At 73.8% G+C, this 17,736-nt stretch carries 15 protein-coding genes; 11 read left to right on the top strand and 4 right to left on the bottom strand.

All coding sequences use genetic code 11. The features are described from left to right. Positions 1 to 8: 8 nt before the first annotated feature. A complete protein-coding gene (locus ACIOJE_RS06395) occupies positions 9 to 986 on the bottom strand; it encodes an endonuclease/exonuclease/phosphatase family protein (RefSeq protein ID WP_400773715.1) in 978 nt (325 codons plus the stop codon). Between the two features lie 78 nt (positions 987 to 1,064). Between ACIOJE_RS06395 and ACIOJE_RS06390 the strand changes: the two genes are divergently transcribed. The 6 genes from ACIOJE_RS06390 to ACIOJE_RS06365 all read left to right on the top strand — a co-directional run bounded on the left by ACIOJE_RS06390 (position 1,065) and on the right by ACIOJE_RS06365 (position 9,033). Further along, positions 1,065 to 1,697, top strand: a complete 633-nt coding sequence (locus ACIOJE_RS06390; RefSeq protein ID WP_280676313.1) for a PadR family transcriptional regulator — start codon at positions 1,065 to 1,067, stop codon at positions 1,695 to 1,697. Between the two features lie 79 nt (positions 1,698 to 1,776). Further along, positions 1,777 to 2,541, top strand: a complete 765-nt coding sequence (locus ACIOJE_RS06385) for an ABC transporter ATP-binding protein (protein WP_280676311.1) — start codon at positions 1,777 to 1,779, stop codon at positions 2,539 to 2,541. Beyond that, a complete protein-coding gene (locus tag ACIOJE_RS06380) occupies positions 2,538 to 5,402 on the top strand; it encodes an FtsX-like permease family protein (RefSeq protein ID WP_400773712.1) in 2,865 nt (954 codons plus the stop codon). Before ACIOJE_RS06385 ends, ACIOJE_RS06380 begins: the two co-directional genes overlap by 4 nt. A gap of 145 nt (positions 5,403 to 5,547) precedes the next feature. Further along, positions 5,548 to 6,951 (top strand): dipeptidase, encoded by a 1,404-nt coding sequence (locus tag ACIOJE_RS06375; protein ID WP_400773709.1) that lies wholly within the window; start codon positions 5,548 to 5,550, stop codon positions 6,949 to 6,951. Between the two features lie 91 nt (positions 6,952 to 7,042). Continuing rightward, positions 7,043 to 7,984: an NAD(+) diphosphatase gene (gene nudC, locus ACIOJE_RS06370; protein ID WP_280676305.1), complete on the top strand. Its 942-nt coding sequence runs from the start codon at positions 7,043 to 7,045 to the stop codon at positions 7,982 to 7,984. Between the two features lie 209 nt (positions 7,985 to 8,193). Beyond that, entirely contained in the window at positions 8,194 to 9,033 is an 840-nt protein-coding gene (locus ACIOJE_RS06365) for a GntR family transcriptional regulator (RefSeq protein WP_280676303.1), read from the top strand. Positions 9,034 to 9,060: 27 nt separating this feature from the next. On the opposite strand, the gene ACIOJE_RS06360 is transcribed toward ACIOJE_RS06365, so the two are convergent. Continuing rightward, positions 9,061 to 9,318 carry a mycoredoxin gene (locus tag ACIOJE_RS06360; protein ID WP_280676301.1) on the bottom strand — a complete coding sequence of 86 codons (258 nt, stop codon included), beginning with the start codon at positions 9,316 to 9,318 and terminating at the stop codon, positions 9,061 to 9,063. Positions 9,319 to 9,526: 208 nt separating this feature from the next. On the opposite strand from ACIOJE_RS06360, the gene ACIOJE_RS06355 reads away from it, so the two are divergent. The 4 genes from ACIOJE_RS06355 (at position 9,527) to ACIOJE_RS06340 (ending at position 13,425) form a co-directional block, all read left to right on the top strand. Further along, positions 9,527 to 11,785, top strand: coding sequence for an ATP-dependent DNA helicase UvrD2 (locus ACIOJE_RS06355; protein WP_400773706.1), 2,259 nt, complete (start codon positions 9,527 to 9,529; stop codon positions 11,783 to 11,785). Between the two features lie 261 nt (positions 11,786 to 12,046). Next, positions 12,047 to 12,493 carry a hypothetical protein gene (locus ACIOJE_RS06350; RefSeq protein ID WP_280676298.1) on the top strand — a complete coding sequence of 149 codons (447 nt, stop codon included), beginning with the start codon at positions 12,047 to 12,049 and terminating at the stop codon, positions 12,491 to 12,493. 168 nt (positions 12,494 to 12,661) lie between these two features. After that, positions 12,662 to 13,030: a WhiB family transcriptional regulator gene (locus ACIOJE_RS06345; RefSeq protein ID WP_400335999.1), complete on the top strand. Its 369-nt coding sequence runs from the start codon at positions 12,662 to 12,664 to the stop codon at positions 13,028 to 13,030. Between the two features lie 149 nt (positions 13,031 to 13,179). Further along, the gene (locus tag ACIOJE_RS06340) at positions 13,180 to 13,425 is read left to right on the top strand and encodes a hypothetical protein (protein ID WP_400668746.1); all 246 of its coding nucleotides are present in this window, start codon (positions 13,180 to 13,182) and stop codon (positions 13,423 to 13,425) included. A 93-nt stretch (positions 13,426 to 13,518) separates the two neighbouring features. Here ACIOJE_RS06340 and ACIOJE_RS06335 read toward each other — a convergent pair whose 3' ends face one another. Next, positions 13,519 to 14,916: an AarF/ABC1/UbiB kinase family protein gene (locus ACIOJE_RS06335; protein ID WP_280676294.1), complete on the bottom strand. Its 1,398-nt coding sequence runs from the start codon at positions 14,914 to 14,916 to the stop codon at positions 13,519 to 13,521. Between the two features lie 229 nt (positions 14,917 to 15,145). Next, a complete protein-coding gene (locus ACIOJE_RS06330) occupies positions 15,146 to 15,874 on the bottom strand; it encodes a TetR/AcrR family transcriptional regulator (RefSeq protein WP_400773703.1) in 729 nt (242 codons plus the stop codon). Between the two features lie 165 nt (positions 15,875 to 16,039). On the opposite strand from ACIOJE_RS06330, the gene ACIOJE_RS06325 reads away from it, so the two are divergent. Continuing rightward, complete coding sequence (locus tag ACIOJE_RS06325; protein WP_400773702.1) at positions 16,040 to 17,563, top strand: MFS transporter; 1,524 nt, start codon at positions 16,040 to 16,042, stop codon at positions 17,561 to 17,563. The last annotated feature ends 173 nt before the right edge of the window (positions 17,564 to 17,736 follow it).

Below are 17,736 nucleotides of genomic sequence, written 5' to 3'. Positions count from 1 at the left end.
CGCCGGCTTCAGAGGCCGACCTCCACCAGCAGCGGCCGGTGGTCCGACACCGCCGCGCGCGGCGCCGCCGCCGGGCCGACCGCGGCGCGCGGCACGCCGATCGCCAGCACGTGGTCGAACTGCACCGCCGGGCGGTGCGAGGGGTACGTCGGGGTGCGGGCCAGGTCGTGCCAGCCCTGCAGGCGGGCGCGGGGCTCGCGCACCCGGCGCCGGCGCGGCTCGGCCAGCGCCGGCCGGGCCCGCCGGGCCGCCCGCAGCTCCCGTACCCGCACCCGCGCCCGGGGTGCGGTGCGCTCCAGCGCGGTCGCCCCGCCGAGGACGGTTCGGGGCACCGCGCCGATCAGGTTGAAGTCGCCCAGCACCAGGTACGGCTGCGGCAGGTCCGCGATCCACCGCCGGATGCCGGCCAGCTGCGCCATGTTCCAGCCGGGGACGAAGGACAGGTGCGCCGCCACCACGGTGAACGGGCCGTGCTCGCCCTCCAGTACGGCCGCCAGCGCCGCCCGCGGCTCGTCCGGCACCGGGGTGAGCCCGCGCCGGCCGGCCACCCGCAGCGGCAGTCCGAACGGCGCCGGGGCGAACCGGCGGGCCCGCCAGTGCCGCACCGGCAGCCGGGTCAGCAGCGCCGTGCCGTACGAGGGGACGGCGCCGTCGCCCACGTCGCCCGGCCCGTACACCCGCAGGCCGCCGGGCGCGGACGGCTCCGACACCCAGCCCGCGACCGGCGCCGGGCGCCCGTGCAGGGCGGCGGCGAAGCGCCAGTCGGCGGCCCCCATCGCCTTGGCCGCGACCGCGGCCTGGTCGGTGCCGCCGGAGCGGGACTGGTGGCGGTCCACCTCCTGCAGGGCCAGGACGTCGGCGTCCAGCGCGGCCACCGCCTCCGCCAGCGGCCCGCCGGCGTCGGCCGGGTAGGGCCGCGGGGCGCCGTCCGGGGCGAGTGGCTGACCGTGCAGCAGGTTGAAGGTGGCGATGCGCAACTGGCTCACACCGCACGACGGTACCCGGTCGCCGGGGGAGGAGGCGCAGCTTGAGGCCGTAGGGCATACCGGGTATACATACTCGGTATGTCCATCCGTCACGGTCTGCTCGCCCTGCTCGACCAGGGCCCGCGCTACGGCTACCAGCTGCGCACCGAGTTCGAGGCGCGCACCGGCGCCACCTGGCCGCTCAACGTCGGGCAGGTCTACACCACGCTGTCCCGGCTGGAACGGGACGGGCTGGTCGAGCCCGCCGGGGAGGACGAGGAGGGCCACCAGTTCTACGCCGTCACCGCATCGGGACGAGCCGAGCTGCGGGCCTGGTTCGACACCCCGGTGCCCCGGACCAACCCGCCGCGCGACGAACTGGCCATCAAGCTCGCCATGGCGGTCACCGTCCCCGGGGTGGACGTCACCACCGTCGTCCAGGGCCAGCGCCGGCACAGCATCAAGGCGCTCCAGGACTACACCCGGCTCAAGGGCCGCGCGCTGGCCGGGGAACCGAGGCCCGGCGTCGCGTCCTCCGCGAGCCACGACCTCGCCTGGCTGCTCGTCCTCGACCAGCTGATCTTCCAGACCGAGGCCGAGATCCGCTGGCTCGACCACTGCGAGACCCGCCTCGCCCAGCACGCGGAGGCCGAACAGGCCCGCGCCGCCGAGGCCGCCCGCGACGGCGGCGCCACGGGCGCCCCGCCCGCCCGCCGCCGCTTGCGCGCCTGAGCGCGCCCGGCCGCGACGGCCACCCGAACCACCGACTCGGACCCGACGCCGAGCCCACCACCAGCACAAGGGGGGAACCATGTCCCACACCCAACCGGCCCGGCAGACGCCGGTACTGCACCTGGAGAACGTCACCCGAGTCCATGGCCAAGGCGCCGCGCAGGTCCAAGCCCTGCGCGGCATCGACCTCAAGGTCCACCCCGGCGAGTTCGTCGCCGTCATGGGCCCGTCCGGCTCCGGGAAGTCGACGCTCCTGACCCTCGCCGGCGGACTGGACACCCCGACCGACGGCCAGGTCCTCGTCGAGGGCGTCGCCCTCGGCGGGCTCACCCGCAAGCGGCTCGCCCAGGTCCGCCGCCGCTCCGTCGGCTACGTCTTCCAGGACTACAACCTGATACCGGCCCTCACCGCCGGCGAGAACATCTCGCTGCCGCGCGAACTCGACGGCCTCTCCGCCCGCGCCGCCCGCCGCGAGGCGCTCGCCGCCCTGGAGGAACTCGGCATCCCCGAGCTCGCCGACCGCTTCCCCGACGACATGTCCGGCGGCCAGCAGCAGCGCGTCGCCATCGCCCGCGCCCTGATCGGCGACCGCCGCCTGGTCCTCGCCGACGAGCCCACCGGCGCCCTCGACTCCACCACCGGCGAGGCCGTCCTCGCCGTCCTGCGCGCCCGCTGCGACGCCGGTGCCGCCGCCATGATGGTCACCCACGAGGCCCGGCACGCCGCCTGGGCCGACCGCGTGGTCTTCCTGCGCGACGGCCGCATGGTCGACGAGAGCGTCAGCCAGGACGCCGCCAGCCTGCTCGTCACCGCCGCCACCAACAGCGTGAAGGTGGACGAGTGAAGCTCAGCGCCTGGCGGGTCGCCCTGCGCATCGCCCGCCGCGACGCCTTGCGGGCCAAGGGCCGCAGCGCCCTGGTCATCGCCATGGTCGCGCTGCCCGTTCTCGGGGTCACCGGCGCCGACGTGGTCTTCCGCAGCGCCGACCTCGAACCCGCCGAACACGTCGTGCGCGTCATGGGCCAGGCCGACGGCGAACTGGAGATGGTCGAACGCGGCGCCACCGTCCTGCAGGCGCCCGACCCCGAAAAGGGCATGACCGTCAACAGCCCCAAGTACGAGGCCAAGGACGGCGCCGCCCCCCGGTACACCCCCGTCCAGCAGCGCAGCCTCGACACCGAACCCGCCGAACTGGCGCGGCAACTGCTCCCGCCCGGCGCCACCCTCGTGCCCGAGCGGCAGGGCCCCTTCACCGCCGCCGGCAGTGCCCAGGGCCTGCTCAGCGCCCGGACCACCGAGCTGGACCTCACCGATCCGGTCTGGAAGGGCCGGGTCAACCTGGTGAAGGGCCGCGCTCCGGCCACCGACCGCGAAACCGCCGTCACCGGGGAGTTCCTCTCCCGCTCCGGCCTCAAGATCGGCGACCAGACCACCGTGCGCGGCCTGGAGGACGCCCCCTTCACCATCACCGGCGTCGTCGAGTACCCCGGCGAGCTGACGGCCACCGAGATCGTCGCCCGGCCCGGCACCCTGATCAGCAAGGTCGCCAAGCTCACGGGCGCCGGCGACGGCCGCAACGCCGGTACCGACGAGCCCACTCGCTGGCTCGTCAAGCTCCCCGCCGGCGCCACCCTCGACTGGTCCAAGGTCACCGAGCTCGGCGGCTACGGCTTCACCCTCGCCTCCCGCACCGTCCTGCTCGACCCGCCGGCCCGCGCCGACGTGCCCTACTACGTCGAGGCCGACAAGCACGGCGGCAGCAGCACCGGCTACCTCGACCGCACCTCCGTCGTCATCCTCGCCACCGTCGTCGGCATGGCCCTGCTGGAGATCGTCCTCCTCGCGGGCCCCGCCTTCGCCGTCGGGGCCCGGCGCTCCCGGCGGCAGCTCGGCCTGCTCGCCGCGGGCGGCGGTGAGCGCGCCAACGTCCGTGCCGTCGTCCTCGGCGGCGGCATCGTCCTCGGCGTCACCGGCGCCGTCGTCGGCCTCGGACTCGGCATCGGACTGGTCGCCCTGCTGCGCACCCAGGCGGAGGAGTACTCCGGCCAGCGCTTCGGCCACTTCAACCTGCAGCCGCTCGACCTGCTGGGCGTGCTCCTGGTCGGCCTGGTCACCGGCCTGCTCGCCGCCGTGGTGCCCGCCGTCCAGGCCTCCCGCCAGGACGTCGTCGCCGCGCTCACCGGGCGCGACTCGCTCAAGCCCCCGAGCCGCAAGCTCGCCCTGCTCGGTCTGCTGATGGTCGGCGGCGGCGCCGCGCTCGCCCTGCTCGGCGCCACCAGCGGCTTCGCCAGCCGCAGCCTGGCCGTCCTCGGCGGCTCGGCCGTCGCCGAACTCGGCATGGTCGCCCTGACGCCCTACCTGGTCGGGCTGTTCGGCCGGCTCGGCCGCTGGCTCTCGCTCGGCCCCCGGCTCGCCCTGCGCGACTCGGTGCGCCACCGCGGCCGCACCGCGCCCGCCGTCGCCGCCGTGATGGCCGCCGTCGCCGGCACCGTCGCGGTCAGCGTCTACACGGCCAGCTACGACGAGGAGGGCCGTCGCGAGTACGTCGCCGCGGCCCCCGCCGGCGCCGTCCTGATCGGCAGCGGCTGGCTGCCCGCCGCCGAGGGCAAGCTGCTGCCGCAGATGCGCGACGAGGTGGAGCGCAACATCCCCGCCCTCGGGCCGCGCGCCGACGTCCAGCGCGTGAACTACAAGGGCGACTGCTCCGCCGGCGGCAGCTGCGGCTACATCCGGGTCGAGCTGCCCAAGGAACTGCGCTGCCCCGTCGTCGACAACGACGACCTCGGCCCCGTCGAGACCGAGCGCCTCCTCACCACCGACCCGCGCTGCAAGAGCATGGGCCACCGGGGCAGCCCCTACGGCGACCTCAGCGCGGGTGACGCCACCCTGTTGCGCAACCTCTTCGGCGTCACCGACCCGGCCGCCGGCCGGGCCCTCGCCGCCGGCAAGGCCGTGGTCTTCGACGCGCGCTACCTCAAGGACGGCAAGGTCGCCGTCGAGTTGAACGATCCGTTCCAAGCGGGCGACGTGCCGTCCCCCGGCAAGCGCGGCCACACCGAGATCGCCGTCGACGCCGTCCTCGTGTCCGCGACGGTGCCGGCCAACGGCGCGGCCGTGATCAGCCCCGACACCGCCACCCGGCTCGGGCTCACCACCTCCCCGGCGGGCTCGGTCTGGCTGCCCGACGGCGTCCCCTCCGACGGCGCCCAGCAGAAGGCCAACGGGGCGCTGGCCAAGCTCACCGACCAGGACGTCCTCTCGATCGAGCGCGGCTACCAGTCCAGGGCCGATCTGATCAGCCTCGGGCTGTCGATCTTCGCCGCCATCGTCGCCCTCGGCGCGGCCGGCATCGCCACCGGCCTCGCCGCCGCCGACTCCCAGCGCGACCTGACCACCCTCGCGGCGGTCGGCGCCGAGCCCCGGATCCGGCGCACACTGTCCGGCTTCCAGTGCGGGGTGATCGCCGCCATGGGCACCCTGCTCGGCACCGTCTGCGGGATCGTGCCGGCGGTGGCGCTGCGCAAGGTCCAGGGCGCGGCGGCCACGGTACCGGGGATGACCGCCGACGTGATCGCCAACAAGTCGGTCGTGGTCTTCCCGTGGACCACCCTCGCGATCACCGTGGTGGTGCTGCCGCTGCTCGCGGCGGGCCTGGCCGCGCTGCTCACCCGCTCGCGGATCTCGCTGCTGCGCCGCTCCGGCTGAGGTCCCCGCGCCCTCCCGTCACCCCCGTCCGCGCCCCGGTCACCGCCGGGTCGCGGCCGGGGGTGACGGAGGTTACAGCCCCGACGGCGCCCGGCAGCCGGACGGCCCGGGCGGGCACCCGCACGGGCGAACTAAAGTCGTCCGTATGACGAGAACTCCGGACAGCGTCGTCCGCGCCTTCATCGACCAGCACCAGGCCGCCTTCCTCGCCGACCTCTCCGAGTGGCTGGCCATCCCCTCGGTCTCCGCCGACCCCGGCCGCACCGGCGACGTGCGGCGCTCCGCCGAGTGGCTGGCCGCCAAGCTGCGCGACACCGGCTTCCCGGTGGCGGAGGTCTGGGAGACCGACGGTCTGCCGGCGGTGTTCGCCGAGTGGCCCTCCGGGGACTCGTCCGCGCCGACCGTCCTGGTCTACGGGCACCACGACGTGCAGCCGGCCGCCAAGGAGGACGGCTGGGACACCGAGCCGTTCACCCCGACCGTGGTCGGCAAGCAGCTGTTCGCCCGCGGCGCCGCCGACGACAAGGGCCAGGTGTTCTTCCACACCCTGGGCGTGCGCGCCCACCTGGCCGCCACCGGGCGCACCGCGCCGGCCGTCAACCTCAAGCTCCTGATCGAGGGCGAGGAGGAGTCCGGCTCGCCGCACTTCGCCGACCTGGTCCGGCGCGAGGCCGGGCGGCTGGCCGCCGACGTGGTGGTCATCTCGGACACCGGCATGTGGTCCGAGACCACACCGACCGTCTGCACCGGGATGCGGGGCCTGGCCGACGCCCAGATCGACCTGTACGGCCCGGACACCGACATCCACTCCGGCTCCTTCGGCGGCGCCGTCCCCAACCCGGCCGAGGTCGCCGCCGAACTGGCGGCCGCCCTGCACGACGCCGACCGGCGGGTGGACATCCCGGGCTTCTACGACGGCGTGATCGAGCTGACCGACCGCGAGCGCGAGCTGTTCGCCGAACTGCCCTTCGACGAGGCGCAGTGGCTGCGGGTCGCCAAGTCGTACGGCACCCGGGGCGAGGCCGGGTACTCCACCCTGGAGCGGGTCTGGGCCCGCCCGACCGCGGAGGTCAACGGCGTCTGGGGCGGCTACACCGGCCCCGGCGGCAAGACCATCGTGCCGTCCTCGGCGCACCTGAAGCTGTCCTTCCGGCTGGTCGCCGGGCAGGAGGTGGAGAAGGTGCGCGAGGCCGTCCGGGAGTGGGTGGCCGCGCGGGTGCCCGAGGGCGTCCGCTACGAGCTGGCCTTCCCGGGCGCGACCCGGCCCTGCCTGACCCCGCTGGACCACCCGGCGCTGCAGTCCACCGTCCGCGCCATGGGGCGGGCCTTCGGGCAGAAGATCCTCTTCACCCGCGAGGGCGGCTCCGGCCCCGCCGCCGACCTGCAGGACGTGCTCGGCGCGCCGGTGCTGTTCCTCGGCATCTCGGTGCCCTCGGACGGCTGGCACTCGGTCAACGAGAAGGTCGAGCTGGACCTGCTGGCCAAGGGCGTGGAGACCGCCGCGTACCTGTGGGGGGACCTGGCCGAGAACTTCCGGCCCGGCGCGTGAGCCCGTCCGGCCCGCCGGGGGAGCCCGCGCGAGCACACCATGGCAGTCAGATCACTCATCCGGATGATTCATCACGTGGGGATGGAACGAAGTGAGCACCGTGCCTGAGACCGAACGCCCACTGAACCTGGCACTGGCCCGGGCCGGGGTGGACCGGGCGGCCGAGCACCGGTTCGACGAGCCCTGGCTGGCGGCCGCCTGGAGCCACCCGGCCACCCGGGTGCTGCCGATCGCCGGCGGCGAGGCGTTCGTCGTCGACACCGCGCAGGGCACCGAACTCGTGCTGCTGCCCTCCTTCGAGGCGCCGCAGACCGGGGACCGGTACTTCCTGGGCACCGACGAGGACGGCGTCTCGTACTTCGCGCTGGCCGGGGACAGCCTGCCCGGGCGGCTGGACGGCGACGCCCGTCCGGCCGGGCTGCGCGAGGTCGGCGCGCTGCTGTCGGACCGGGACGCCGGACTGCTGGTGCACGCCGTCGCGCTGGAGCACTGGCACCGGCTGCACAGCTTCTGCTCGCGCTGCGGGCACCCGACCGAGAAGGCCGGTGCCGGGCACGTGCGGCGCTGCACCTCCTGCGCGGCCGAGCACTACCCGCGCACCGACCCGGCGGTGATCATGGTGATCACCGACGAGCAGGACCGCTGCCTGCTCGGCCGCCAGGCGCTGTGGCCGGAGGGCCGCTGGTCCACCCTGGCCGGCTTCGTCGAGCCGGGGGAGTCGATCGAGCAGGCGGTGGTGCGCGAGGTGCAGGAGGAGGCCGGTGTGAAGGTCGGCGAGGTGCGCTACGTCGCCAGCCAGCCCTGGCCCTTCCCGTCGAGCCTGATGCTCGGCTTCACGGGCCGGGCGTTGCCGGGCGGCACGGAGATCACCGTGGACGGCGAGGAGCTGGCCGAGGCGCGCTGGTTCTCCCGCGAGGAGCTGAAGGCCGGGATGGAGGCGGGGGAGATCCTGCCGCCGTCCGGGATCTCGATCGCGCGCCACCTGGTCGAGCTCTGGTACGGCGGACCGCTGCCGTCGGCGGCGCGCTGGTAATCCTGTCCGAATGGGGGCGTGCGGATTATGCCGCGCGCCCCCGTTTTTCTTTTCCATCCCCTCCCGAATCCGCCACGATCGGATGTTCGTGGCCGGACGGGCCAGTTCTGCTACCGCCGCATGCCACCCGGCATCCGCCGTCAACCCGCGCGGACGACATTGCCGGAAACGGCTGAAACCCCGCCACGGCGCTCGCTACATTCACTCGGGTGACAATCCCCCGGGGCACCGCCCAATCCCCCAAATACCAGCGCCTCGCCGCCGACCTGCGCCGCCGGATCGCCGAGGGCGAGTTCACCGCCGATGCCGCGCTGCCGGTCGAGAGCGAACTGGAACGCCAGTACGGAGTCGCCCGCAACACCGTCCGGCTCGCGGTCGACGTCCTGGTCAACGAAGGCCGCCTGGTCCGCCTCCAGGGCAAGGGCACCTACCTGCGGGAACACCCCGTCCTGGACCACCGCGCCTACGGCCCCACCCTGGCCCCCACCCCCCGGGACTGCCTGGCCCTGCCCTCCGCCGTCTACCTCGGCGAGGCCGCCGAGGCCGGCCGCGAACTCACCAGCGACTTCGAGATGATGATCGTCCGGGCCCGGGTGGACATCGCCGAACGGCTCGGACTGCGCCCCGGCGAGGCCATCGTGGTCCGCCGCCAGCTGCGCCTGCTCGACCGCGAGCCCTACTCGATCGAGGAGAGCCACTACCGGGCCGGACTCGCCGCCGGCACCCCGCTGATGGAACCCGACCCGGTCGAGGGCGGCGACGAGGCCGTCCTCAACGGACTCGGCCGCACCGAGATCGGCGCCGTCGACCACCTGGTCGCCCGGATGCCCGGCCCCGAGGAGGCCCAGTGGTTCCAGGGCGGCCCCGGCGTGCCGCTGATGGTGCAGACCCGCGTCACCTTCGACCGGCGCGGGCCCGTCCGGGTCATCGAGACCCGCTACTCCGCCGACCGCAGCCGGCTCGTCTACGGCATCGGCGACCTCGCGGCGCGCACCATCCTGCCCGCGCCCGCCGCGCCCGTCGACCCCGCCCGGGCCGACGCGCCGTGACGCGCGCCGACCCGGGCCCCGGCCGGCTCAGACCCCGAGGGCCTTCTTCACCTGCAGCAGGCTCGGGTTGGTCATCACGACCCGCTCGCCGCCGGCGTTCGGCGTCACCAGCACCGTCGGCACCGTCTGGTTGCCGCCGTTGACCGACTCGACGAAGGACGCCGACGCCGGGTCCTCCTCGATGTTGATCTCCGTGTAGCCGATCCCCTCCCGGTCCAGCTGGCTCTTGAGTCGGTTGCAGTACCCGCACCAGGTCGTGCTGTACATCGTCACGCTGCCGGACATCGAGGAGGCTCCTTCAGGAAGAGGGCGTACGGTCTCAAGGCGGGAACGCCCGCCGCGCGGCGGTCATTCCGCACGGCCACGCCCCGGCGCAGACGGCGGCGCACGAACGGACTCGCGCGCCCCGGTGCGCAGTGATCATCCTGCGATCACACCGGACCTGTGGACAACCCCGCCCCCGTTGTCCCAGCGGGCTGAGAGGATGGAACGCATGCAGGAAGACCTCTTGAGCGGCAGCCCGTCCGACGGCCCCCACGGCTCCCTCTGGGCCGACCCCACCGCCGCCACGGGCCCCGACGCCGTGCTCGCCGGGCTCGACCCCGAACAGCGCGCCGTCGCCACCGCCCTGCACGGGCCCGTCTGCGTCCTGGCCGGCGCCGGCACCGGCAAGACCCGCGCCATCACCCACCGGATCGCCTACGGCGTGCGCAGCGGCGTCTACCAGCCCCAGCAGGTCCTCGCCGTCACCTTCACCGCCCGCGCCGCCGGCGAGATGCGCGGCCGGCTGCGCCAGCTCGGCGCCGACGGCGTCCAGGCCCGCACCTTCCACGCCGCCGCCCTGCGCCAGCTCCAGTACTTCTGGCCGCGCGCCGTCGGCGGGCCCGTCCCCTCGCTGCTCGAACGCAAGGTCCAGCTCGTCGCCGAGTCCGCCGGCCGCTGCGGCCTGCGCGTCCAGCGCACCGAACTGCGCGACCTCACCGCCGAGATCGAATGGGCCAAGGTCACCCAGATCGGCCCCGACGACTACCCCGCCGCCGTCCAGAAGTCCGGCCGCGAGGCCCCCCGCGACCCGGCCGAGACCGCCCAGGTCTACCGCGTCTACGAGGAGGCCAAGAGCCGCCGCGGCGTGATCGACTTCGAGGACGTCCTGCTGCTCACCGCCGCCATCCTGGAGGACCGCCCCGACATCGCCGACCAGGTCCGCGGCCAGTACCGGCACTTCACCGTCGACGAGTACCAGGACGTCTCCCCGCTCCAGCAGCGCCTCCTCGACCAGTGGACCGGCCCCGGCGGCGGCGCCAGCCTCTGCGTCGTCGGCGACGCCAGCCAGACCATCTACTCCTTCACCGGCGCCACCCCCGACTACCTGCTCAACTTCCGCACCCGCCACCCCGAGGCGACGGTCGTCAAGCTGGTCCGCGACTACCGCTCCACCCCGCAGGTCGTCCACCTCGCCAACGGGCTGCTCTCCCAGGCCCGCGGCGAGGCCGCCCGGCACCGGCTCGAACTCGTCTCCCAGCGCGAGGCCGGCCCCGAACCCGTCTACACCGAGTACGAGGACGAGCCCACCGAGGCCGAGACCACCGCCCGCCGGATCAAGGACCTGCTCGCCGCCGGCGTGCGCGCCAGCGAGATCGCCGTCCTGTTCCGCACCAACGGCCAGTCCGAGGTCTACGAACAGGCCCTCGCCGACCTCGGCGTCCCCTACCAGCTCAAGGGCGCCGAGCGGTTCTTCGAACGCCCCGAGGTCCGCGACGCCGGCGTCCTGCTGCGCGGTGCCGCCCGGGCCGCCGCCGACCCGCTCACCGCCGACGCCCCCGACCTCGCCGGCCAGGTCCGCGCCGTCCTCGCCACCCGCGGCTTCACCGCCGAACCGCCCGCCGGCTCCGGCGCCGTCCGCGACCGCTGGGAGTCCCTCGCCGCGCTCGTCCGGCTCGCCGAGGAGTTCGAGCGCACCCGCGCCGCCGCCGGCCACGGCGCCGAACTCGCCGCCTACGTCGCCGAACTCGACGCCCGGGCCGCCGCCCAGCACGCCCCCGCCGTCGAAGGCGTCACCCTCGCCTCGCTGCACGCCGCCAAGGGCCTCGAATGGGACGCCGTCTTCCTCGTCGGCCTCACCGAGGGCACCCTGCCGATCATCTACGCCAAGACCGACGAGCAGATCGAGGAGGAGCGCCGGCTCCTCTACGTCGGCGTCACCCGCGCCCGCAAGCACCTCTCGCTCTCCTGGGCGCTCAGCCGCTCCCCGGGCGGCCGCGCCAGCCGCAAGCCCAGCCGCTTCATGGACGGGCTGCGCCCGGGCTCCAGCGCGCCCGGCGCGCGCACCGGCGGGCGGAGCGGGCGCGGGGGCGTCGAGCCCGGTGAGCGCTCCGCCGGGCGGCGGGTCCGCGGGCCGGTGAAGTGCCGGGTCTGCGAGAAGGTGCTCACCGAGGCGGTCGAGCGCAAGCTGCGCCGCTGCGAGAGCTGCCCGTCCACGATGGACGAGGCGCTGTACGAGCGGCTGCGCGAGTGGCGGGCCGGGCAGGCCAGGAAGCAGGGAGCACCGGCCTACGTGGTGTTCACCGACGCGACGCTCATGGCGATCGCCGAGGACGTGCCGGCCAGTCGCCAGGAGCTGGCGGTCATCTCCGGGGTCGGTGCGCTGAAGCTGGACAAGTACGGGGCCGCCGTGCTCTCGTTGTGTGCGGGGGAGGAGCCCGTGGAGGATCCGGACGGTGTCGAGGACGGCGAGCCGGTCGATCCGGCGTGAGCCGGTCCGGGCGCGGTCCGGGCGAGTCGCCCGGGGGCCGCTCGGGGGACTTCGGAACCCGCCGCGAAAAATAGTTTGCGCGGCATACCGGGAGCGCAATAGCCTGCCGGAGCGGTCAAGGGGACGCGATCGCACGGGGTGACACCTGTGCCGAATCCCCCACACCCAACAGCTTCACCGAGACAGACATCCGAACATTCGGAGCCGGGGGAACCGGGCTCCGCGAGACGCCGAGAGGAGGCGAAGACAGTGGGAAACATCATGATCACCAAACTGACTGGCCAGACCGTTGTCGCTGCCTCCCTGCGTGCCGCCCGTCTGCGGGCGCTCGCCGAGCTCGGTGGAACCGGTCTGGGTCTCGACACCACCGGTGTCTCCGTCGTCCCCGCTGTCAGTGCCCTTGGACACACTGATCTCTGCGGCGCGGCCGGCAGGAACGTCGAAGGCACCGCTGTCGAGACCGGTCTGTCCCGCGACTGGGCGTCGTTCGGCACGTCGCGCTCCCTGCGTGATGAGCGACCGACCCAGGCACCGAAGGCACTCGTAGCCGCCGCCATGCATGGCGACTATGCGCAGGTCATCGGTGCCGGAAACGCCCAGAAGCAGAACGAGCAGCAGATTAACCAGGCCATGGCGGCCCTCGCGGGCGCCAAGGCCATCCGGATGCGGGCCTTCCGCGGGCCTGAACCCTGGAGAGAACGAACCTGAGCAAGCCTCAGGTCGGCACCTCCAGGGCCGCGGAACCCGTCACACCGGGATCCGCGGCCCTTCTGTTTTGTCCGGTACGCAAGACCCCCCAGGCCCCCCGGGGCCTCCGGCCCAGACCCACCAGCCATCTGGGCCGGAACCACTGAGAAGACGAGGAAGACGCCAACAGTGTCCACGGTCATCACACCGCCCATCCCGTCCGTACCGCCGACAAGCCAGATCACCAAGGCCGACCAGGCCGACCCCCCGGAGGTTCCTTCCATGCAGATCAGCTCCATCGAGCAGGCCGAGGCGCTCGGGCTCCCCATCCCCTGCCGCGCCTTCGACCCCGAGGTCTTCTTCGCCGAGACGCCCGCCGACGTCGAGTACGCGAAGTCCCTCTGCGGCACCTGCCCGGTCAAGGACGCCTGTCTGACCGGCGCGCTGGAGCGGCGCGAGCCGTGGGGCGTCTGGGGTGGCGAGCTCTTCGTCCAGGGCGTCGTCGTGGCCCGCAAGCGGCCGCGTGGCCGTCCGCGCAAGACCGAGGTCATGGCGTGAACCCCGCCCACGGCGCCAGGGCCGTCCGCCGGGGAGAGCAGCCCCTGCTGGACACCTCCCTCCGCCGTTCCGTCCGGATCGCCGCCGCCAAGGCCGACGCAGCCCGACCAGTCCCCTTCCCGAGCACGCACCACGAGCAGGACCACCACATGACCGCCGCCGCCATCGATCCGACCGTCCGCGCCGAGCAGACCACCGAACTTCAGATCCAGAACAGGACCCTCGAAATGCAACTCCTCCACGAATCCCTGGCCCGGGCCCATATGCAAGAGCGCCTGCACGAGGCGGAGCACCAACGCCTCGTCACCCGGGTCGCCAGGGCCCGCCGGCTCAAGCAGCGGGCCGAGCGCGCCTCGCTGCGCGCCCGCAAGGCCCTCGCCGTCGCGCTGATGTAGTCGCGGCGCGGGGCCTCCCCGCGTTTCACCCCCGTCGTGCCGCAGGCCGCCCCCCGTCATGGGGAGCGGCCTGCGGCCGTTGCGGCGTCCGGGTCAGCTCTTGCGGGTGCGGCCGGCGGCCTTTCCGCTCGCGGGCCTGCGGCCGGCCGGCTTCGCGGGTTCCTGTTCGGCGAACCGGGGCAGCCACGCCAGCATCTCCGCCCGGAACGGCGCCTGGGCGCCCAGCTGGCAGAGCACGCCGATGGTGCTCAGCGTCACCCGGTGGATCAGCAGGTACGCGGGCGGCAGGTTCAGCTGCTTGCCCAGGTTGTAGGCGGGTGAGCGCGGATCCGCGATCCGGGCCGCCTGGGCGCGCATCCAGGCCCGGGTGAAGTGGAAGCTGTCCACGGCGGCCGGCTCGATGATCGGCAGCAGGTAGTCCAGCACCGCGTCCGGGTCCAGCTCGATCGAGGGCTTGACGAAGCCCTCCTCGCGCAGCATCGTCAGCACGCCCGCCGCGTCGCCGTCCAGCGCCATCCGCAACGACGCCCCGATCGGCTCGGGCAGCCCGCCCGGCAGCCGGTCCACCGTGCCGAAGTCCAGCACCCCCAGCCGCCAGCCCGACGCCGGGCCGTCGTCCTTCAGCAGCCGGAAGTTGCCCGGGTGCGGGTCCGCGTGCAGCAGGCCGGTCCGGGACGGGCCCGCGAACAGGAACCGGGCCAGCAGCTGCCCGGCGCGGTCGCGCTCCTCCTGGGTGCCGTTCGCGATCACCTCGGCCAGCGGGGTGCCGTCCATCCACTCGGTGACCAGCACCTGGTCGGCCTGCGCCACCACGTCGGGCACCAGGATGTCCGCGTCGTCGGCGAACTCCTCGGCGTGCCGGCGCTGGGCCTGCGCCTCCAGCTCGTAGTCCAGTTCCTCCGACACGCGCTCGCGCAGCTCGGTGATCAGCGGCTTGATGTCCAGCCCGGGGATCAACGGGCCCAACAGCCAAGCCACCCGGCTCAGTTGCGTCAGGTCCGCGAGCAGTGCGTCGCCCGCGCCCGGGTACTGCACCTTGACCGCGACCCGGCGCCCGTCGTGCCAGACCGCCCGGTGCACCTGCCCGATCGAGGCGGCCGCCGCCGGTCGGTCGTCGAACTCCCGGAACAGCTCGCGCCAGTTGTCCCCGAGTCGCTGGGCGAGCGCGGTGTGCACCTTGGCGGCGGGCATCGGGGGAGCGGCGTCCTGCAGCTTGGTGAGCGCGGCCCGGTACGGCCCGGCGACCTCCTCGGGCAGCGCGGCCTCGAAGACGGACAGCACCTGCCCGAACTTCATCGCCCCGCCCTTGAGTTCGCCCAGGACCTTGAACAACTGGTCGGCGGTGGCCTGCTGGAGCTCGGCCGTCACCACCTCGGCGGAGCGGCCGCCGATGCGCCTGCCCAGTCCGAGCGTGGCGCGACCGGCTATTCCCAGCGGCAGGGCGGCGAGCCGTGCCGTGCGGGTCACTGCCTTGCGCGGAAGATCGCTCACCCGGGCCTCCAATTCCCTGGCCCCCCGACACCGGACGGCCCACCATCACTAGGCCATTGTGCCCGCTCCCCACCCCGCCCCCGGCGGTATTTCCCCGGGCGGGGAGGGGAGCACCGTGCGCGGGCCGCGGCCGCTGCCCCTTTGCGGGGGAGTTGGGCGGCTTGGTCCGGTGCGGGGGAGTCGGGCGGCTCGGTCCGGTCGGGCCGGGCGCGGGGAACCGGGGCGGCGGTCAGCGGGGCAGGCGGAGGGCCAGACCGTCCAGGACCACGTCGAGGCCGTAGGCGAACTTGGCGTCGCGCACGGCGGCCGGGTCCGGTTCCGGGTCCGCGGTGGCGACCGCGTAGGCGTCGGTGAGGTGGTCGAAGCCCGCGGTGGCCTCCTGGGCGGCGGGCATCAGACGGGCGATGAACTCGGCCTCGCTCTCGCCGGCCCGGGCGACGGTGGTGAGCCAGGCCGCCTCCGTGGTGCTCATCCCGACGACGTAGGAGATGACCGTGTCGATCGCCCGGGCCGGCTCGGGGAAGCCGGCCGAGGCGAAGAAGGCGGTCAGTCGCTCGCCGTAGGACATCAGGTTGGGGCCGAGGTAGGCGAGGCCGGCCTGGCCGAGGACGGACGACAGCCAGGGGTGGCGCAGGGCCGTCGCCCGGAACGCCCCGGCGGCCTCGGTGGCGGCGGCGCGCCAGTCGGGGCTGTCGGCGGGCGGCAGGGTGATCTCGCCGAAGACCTCGTCCACCGCGAGCTCCATCAGCTCGTCCTTGGTCGCCACGTGCCGGTAGAGGGAGGTGGCGCCCGCGTTCAGGCGGGCGGCGAGCTTGCGCATGCTCAGGGCCTCGATGCCCTCGGCGTCCAGCATGGTGATCGCCTCGCGGACGATCGCGGCCCGGCTGAGTGCGGGCTGGTCGGGCTCGCGCTGTCGGCGGGCCCATACGGACGGGATCGGGTTCGTCTCGGCGGCCATGGTGGCTTCCCTTCCCTCTGCTCCTGCTTCGTTGCGTACACCGTTCGCATTGAGCGTACAGGAGTCTGGTGTTGCGCACACTGTTCCTCAATGCGTACAGTGTTCGCATGGCAGGAACGGAGTGTGCACCGGGGGAACGGTGTGCGCAGAATGGAGGGGTGGCTGATGGAAGCCCGCAAGGTGGTCGAAGGTCGCAATCCGCACCGCTGGTGGATCCTGATCGTGCTGTGCCTTAGCTCGCTCGTCCTGGTGGTCGACAGCATGGCGTTGACGGTCGCGGTGCCCTCGATGACGGCGGACCTCGGCGCCGGCGCCCAGGACACCCAGTGGATCCTCGACTCCTACGTCCTGGTCTTCGCCGGGCTGCTGCTCACCTCCGGCAGCCTCGGAGACCGCTTCGGCCGCCGGAAGATCATGATCATCGGATTGCTGCTCTTCGGGGCGGCCTCCCTCGCGGCGACCTTCTGCACCAACCCCGGCGAGGTGATCGCGGCGCGGGTCGCGATGGGCGTCGGCGGATCGCTGATCATGCCCTCGACGCTGTCGATCCTCATCACCGTCTTCGACGAGGACGAGCGCAACAAGGCGATGGCCGCCTGGAGTTCGGTGGCGATGCTGGGGCTGGTCGGCAGCCCGGTCCTCGGCGGCGTGCTGATCAACCACTTCTCCTGGCACTCGATCTTCTTCATCAACGTCCCGGTCGTGGCGCTGGCGATCCTGGCGGGCCTGCTGCTGATGCCGGAGTCCAAGGGCCCGTGGCAGAAGCCCGACCCGCTCGGCGCGGTGCTGTCCGCGGTCGGCATGACCGCGCTGGTCTGGTGGATCATCGAGATCCCGCAGCACGGTGCCTTCGGCGGCCAGTCCCTGGTCACCCTGGCCGTCGCGGTGCTCGGCCTCGGCGGGTTCGTGGTGTGGGAGAACGTCACCTCCGCGCCGATGGTGCCGCTGGTGCTCTTCAAGCAGCGCAACTTCAGCGGGGGCTCGCTGTCGCTGACCCTGGTGCAGATCGGCAACGGCGGCCTGCTGCTCGTGCTCACCCAGTACCTGCAGTTCGTGCTCGGGTACTCGCCGGTCAAGGCGGGCCTCGCGTTCGTGCCGCTGGCCATCGCCGCGCTGGTCGGCAACGGGGTCGGCGCCAAGCTCGCGGCCAAGATCGGCAACCGCCTGCTCATCCTCGCCGGAATGCTCGTCATGGCGGCCTCCTTCGCCCTGCTGACCACCGTCACCGCCGACACCGGCTTCGCCATCCCGGCGATCGCCCTCGGACTGCTCGGTCTCGGTGCGGGCCTGGCGATGCCGGCCGCGGTCGGTGCGCTGATGGGCACCATCCCGGCGGAGCAGGCGGGCGTCGGCTCGGCGCTGAACGACACCATCCAGCAGGCCGGTACCGCGCTCGGCATCGCCATCCTGGGCTCGCTGCTGTCGAGCGGCTTCGCGAGTGGGATGCCGACCGGGATGCCGGAGGAGGCGAAGCACTCCATCGGCGGGGCGTTGGCGCTGGCCAACGGGGACGCCGGGCTCGTCCGGACCGTCCGGGAGGCGTTCACCTCGGCGATGTCGACGACCTTCACGGTCAGCGCGGTCGGTGTGCTGGCGGCGGCGCTGGTGGCCACGCTGCTGATGCGGGACCGGAAGGCGGAGGCGGTCGCGGCGGAGGCGCCGGCGGAGGGCGCCGGGATCGGCGCCTGACTCCGGCGGGCCCGGGCGGTCCACCTCACCGAGAAGGCCGGTGCCCTGGGGGCACCGGCCTTCGGCGTGTTGTGGCGCTCTGCTGGGGCCCCCTCCCCCCTCCTCCGCCTCCCGCCTGCCCACCACCTCCCGCACCCACCGCCCGCCCGGAATGGCGGATCCCAGCTTCGACC

This window comes from Kitasatospora sp. NPDC087861 (assembly GCF_044742585.1).
In the GTDB taxonomy this organism is placed as follows: Bacteria; Actinomycetota; Actinomycetes; order Streptomycetales; family Streptomycetaceae; genus Kitasatospora.
The sequence above is the reverse complement of the archived record's forward strand: the minus strand, read 5'-3'. Positions and strand labels throughout refer to the sequence as shown.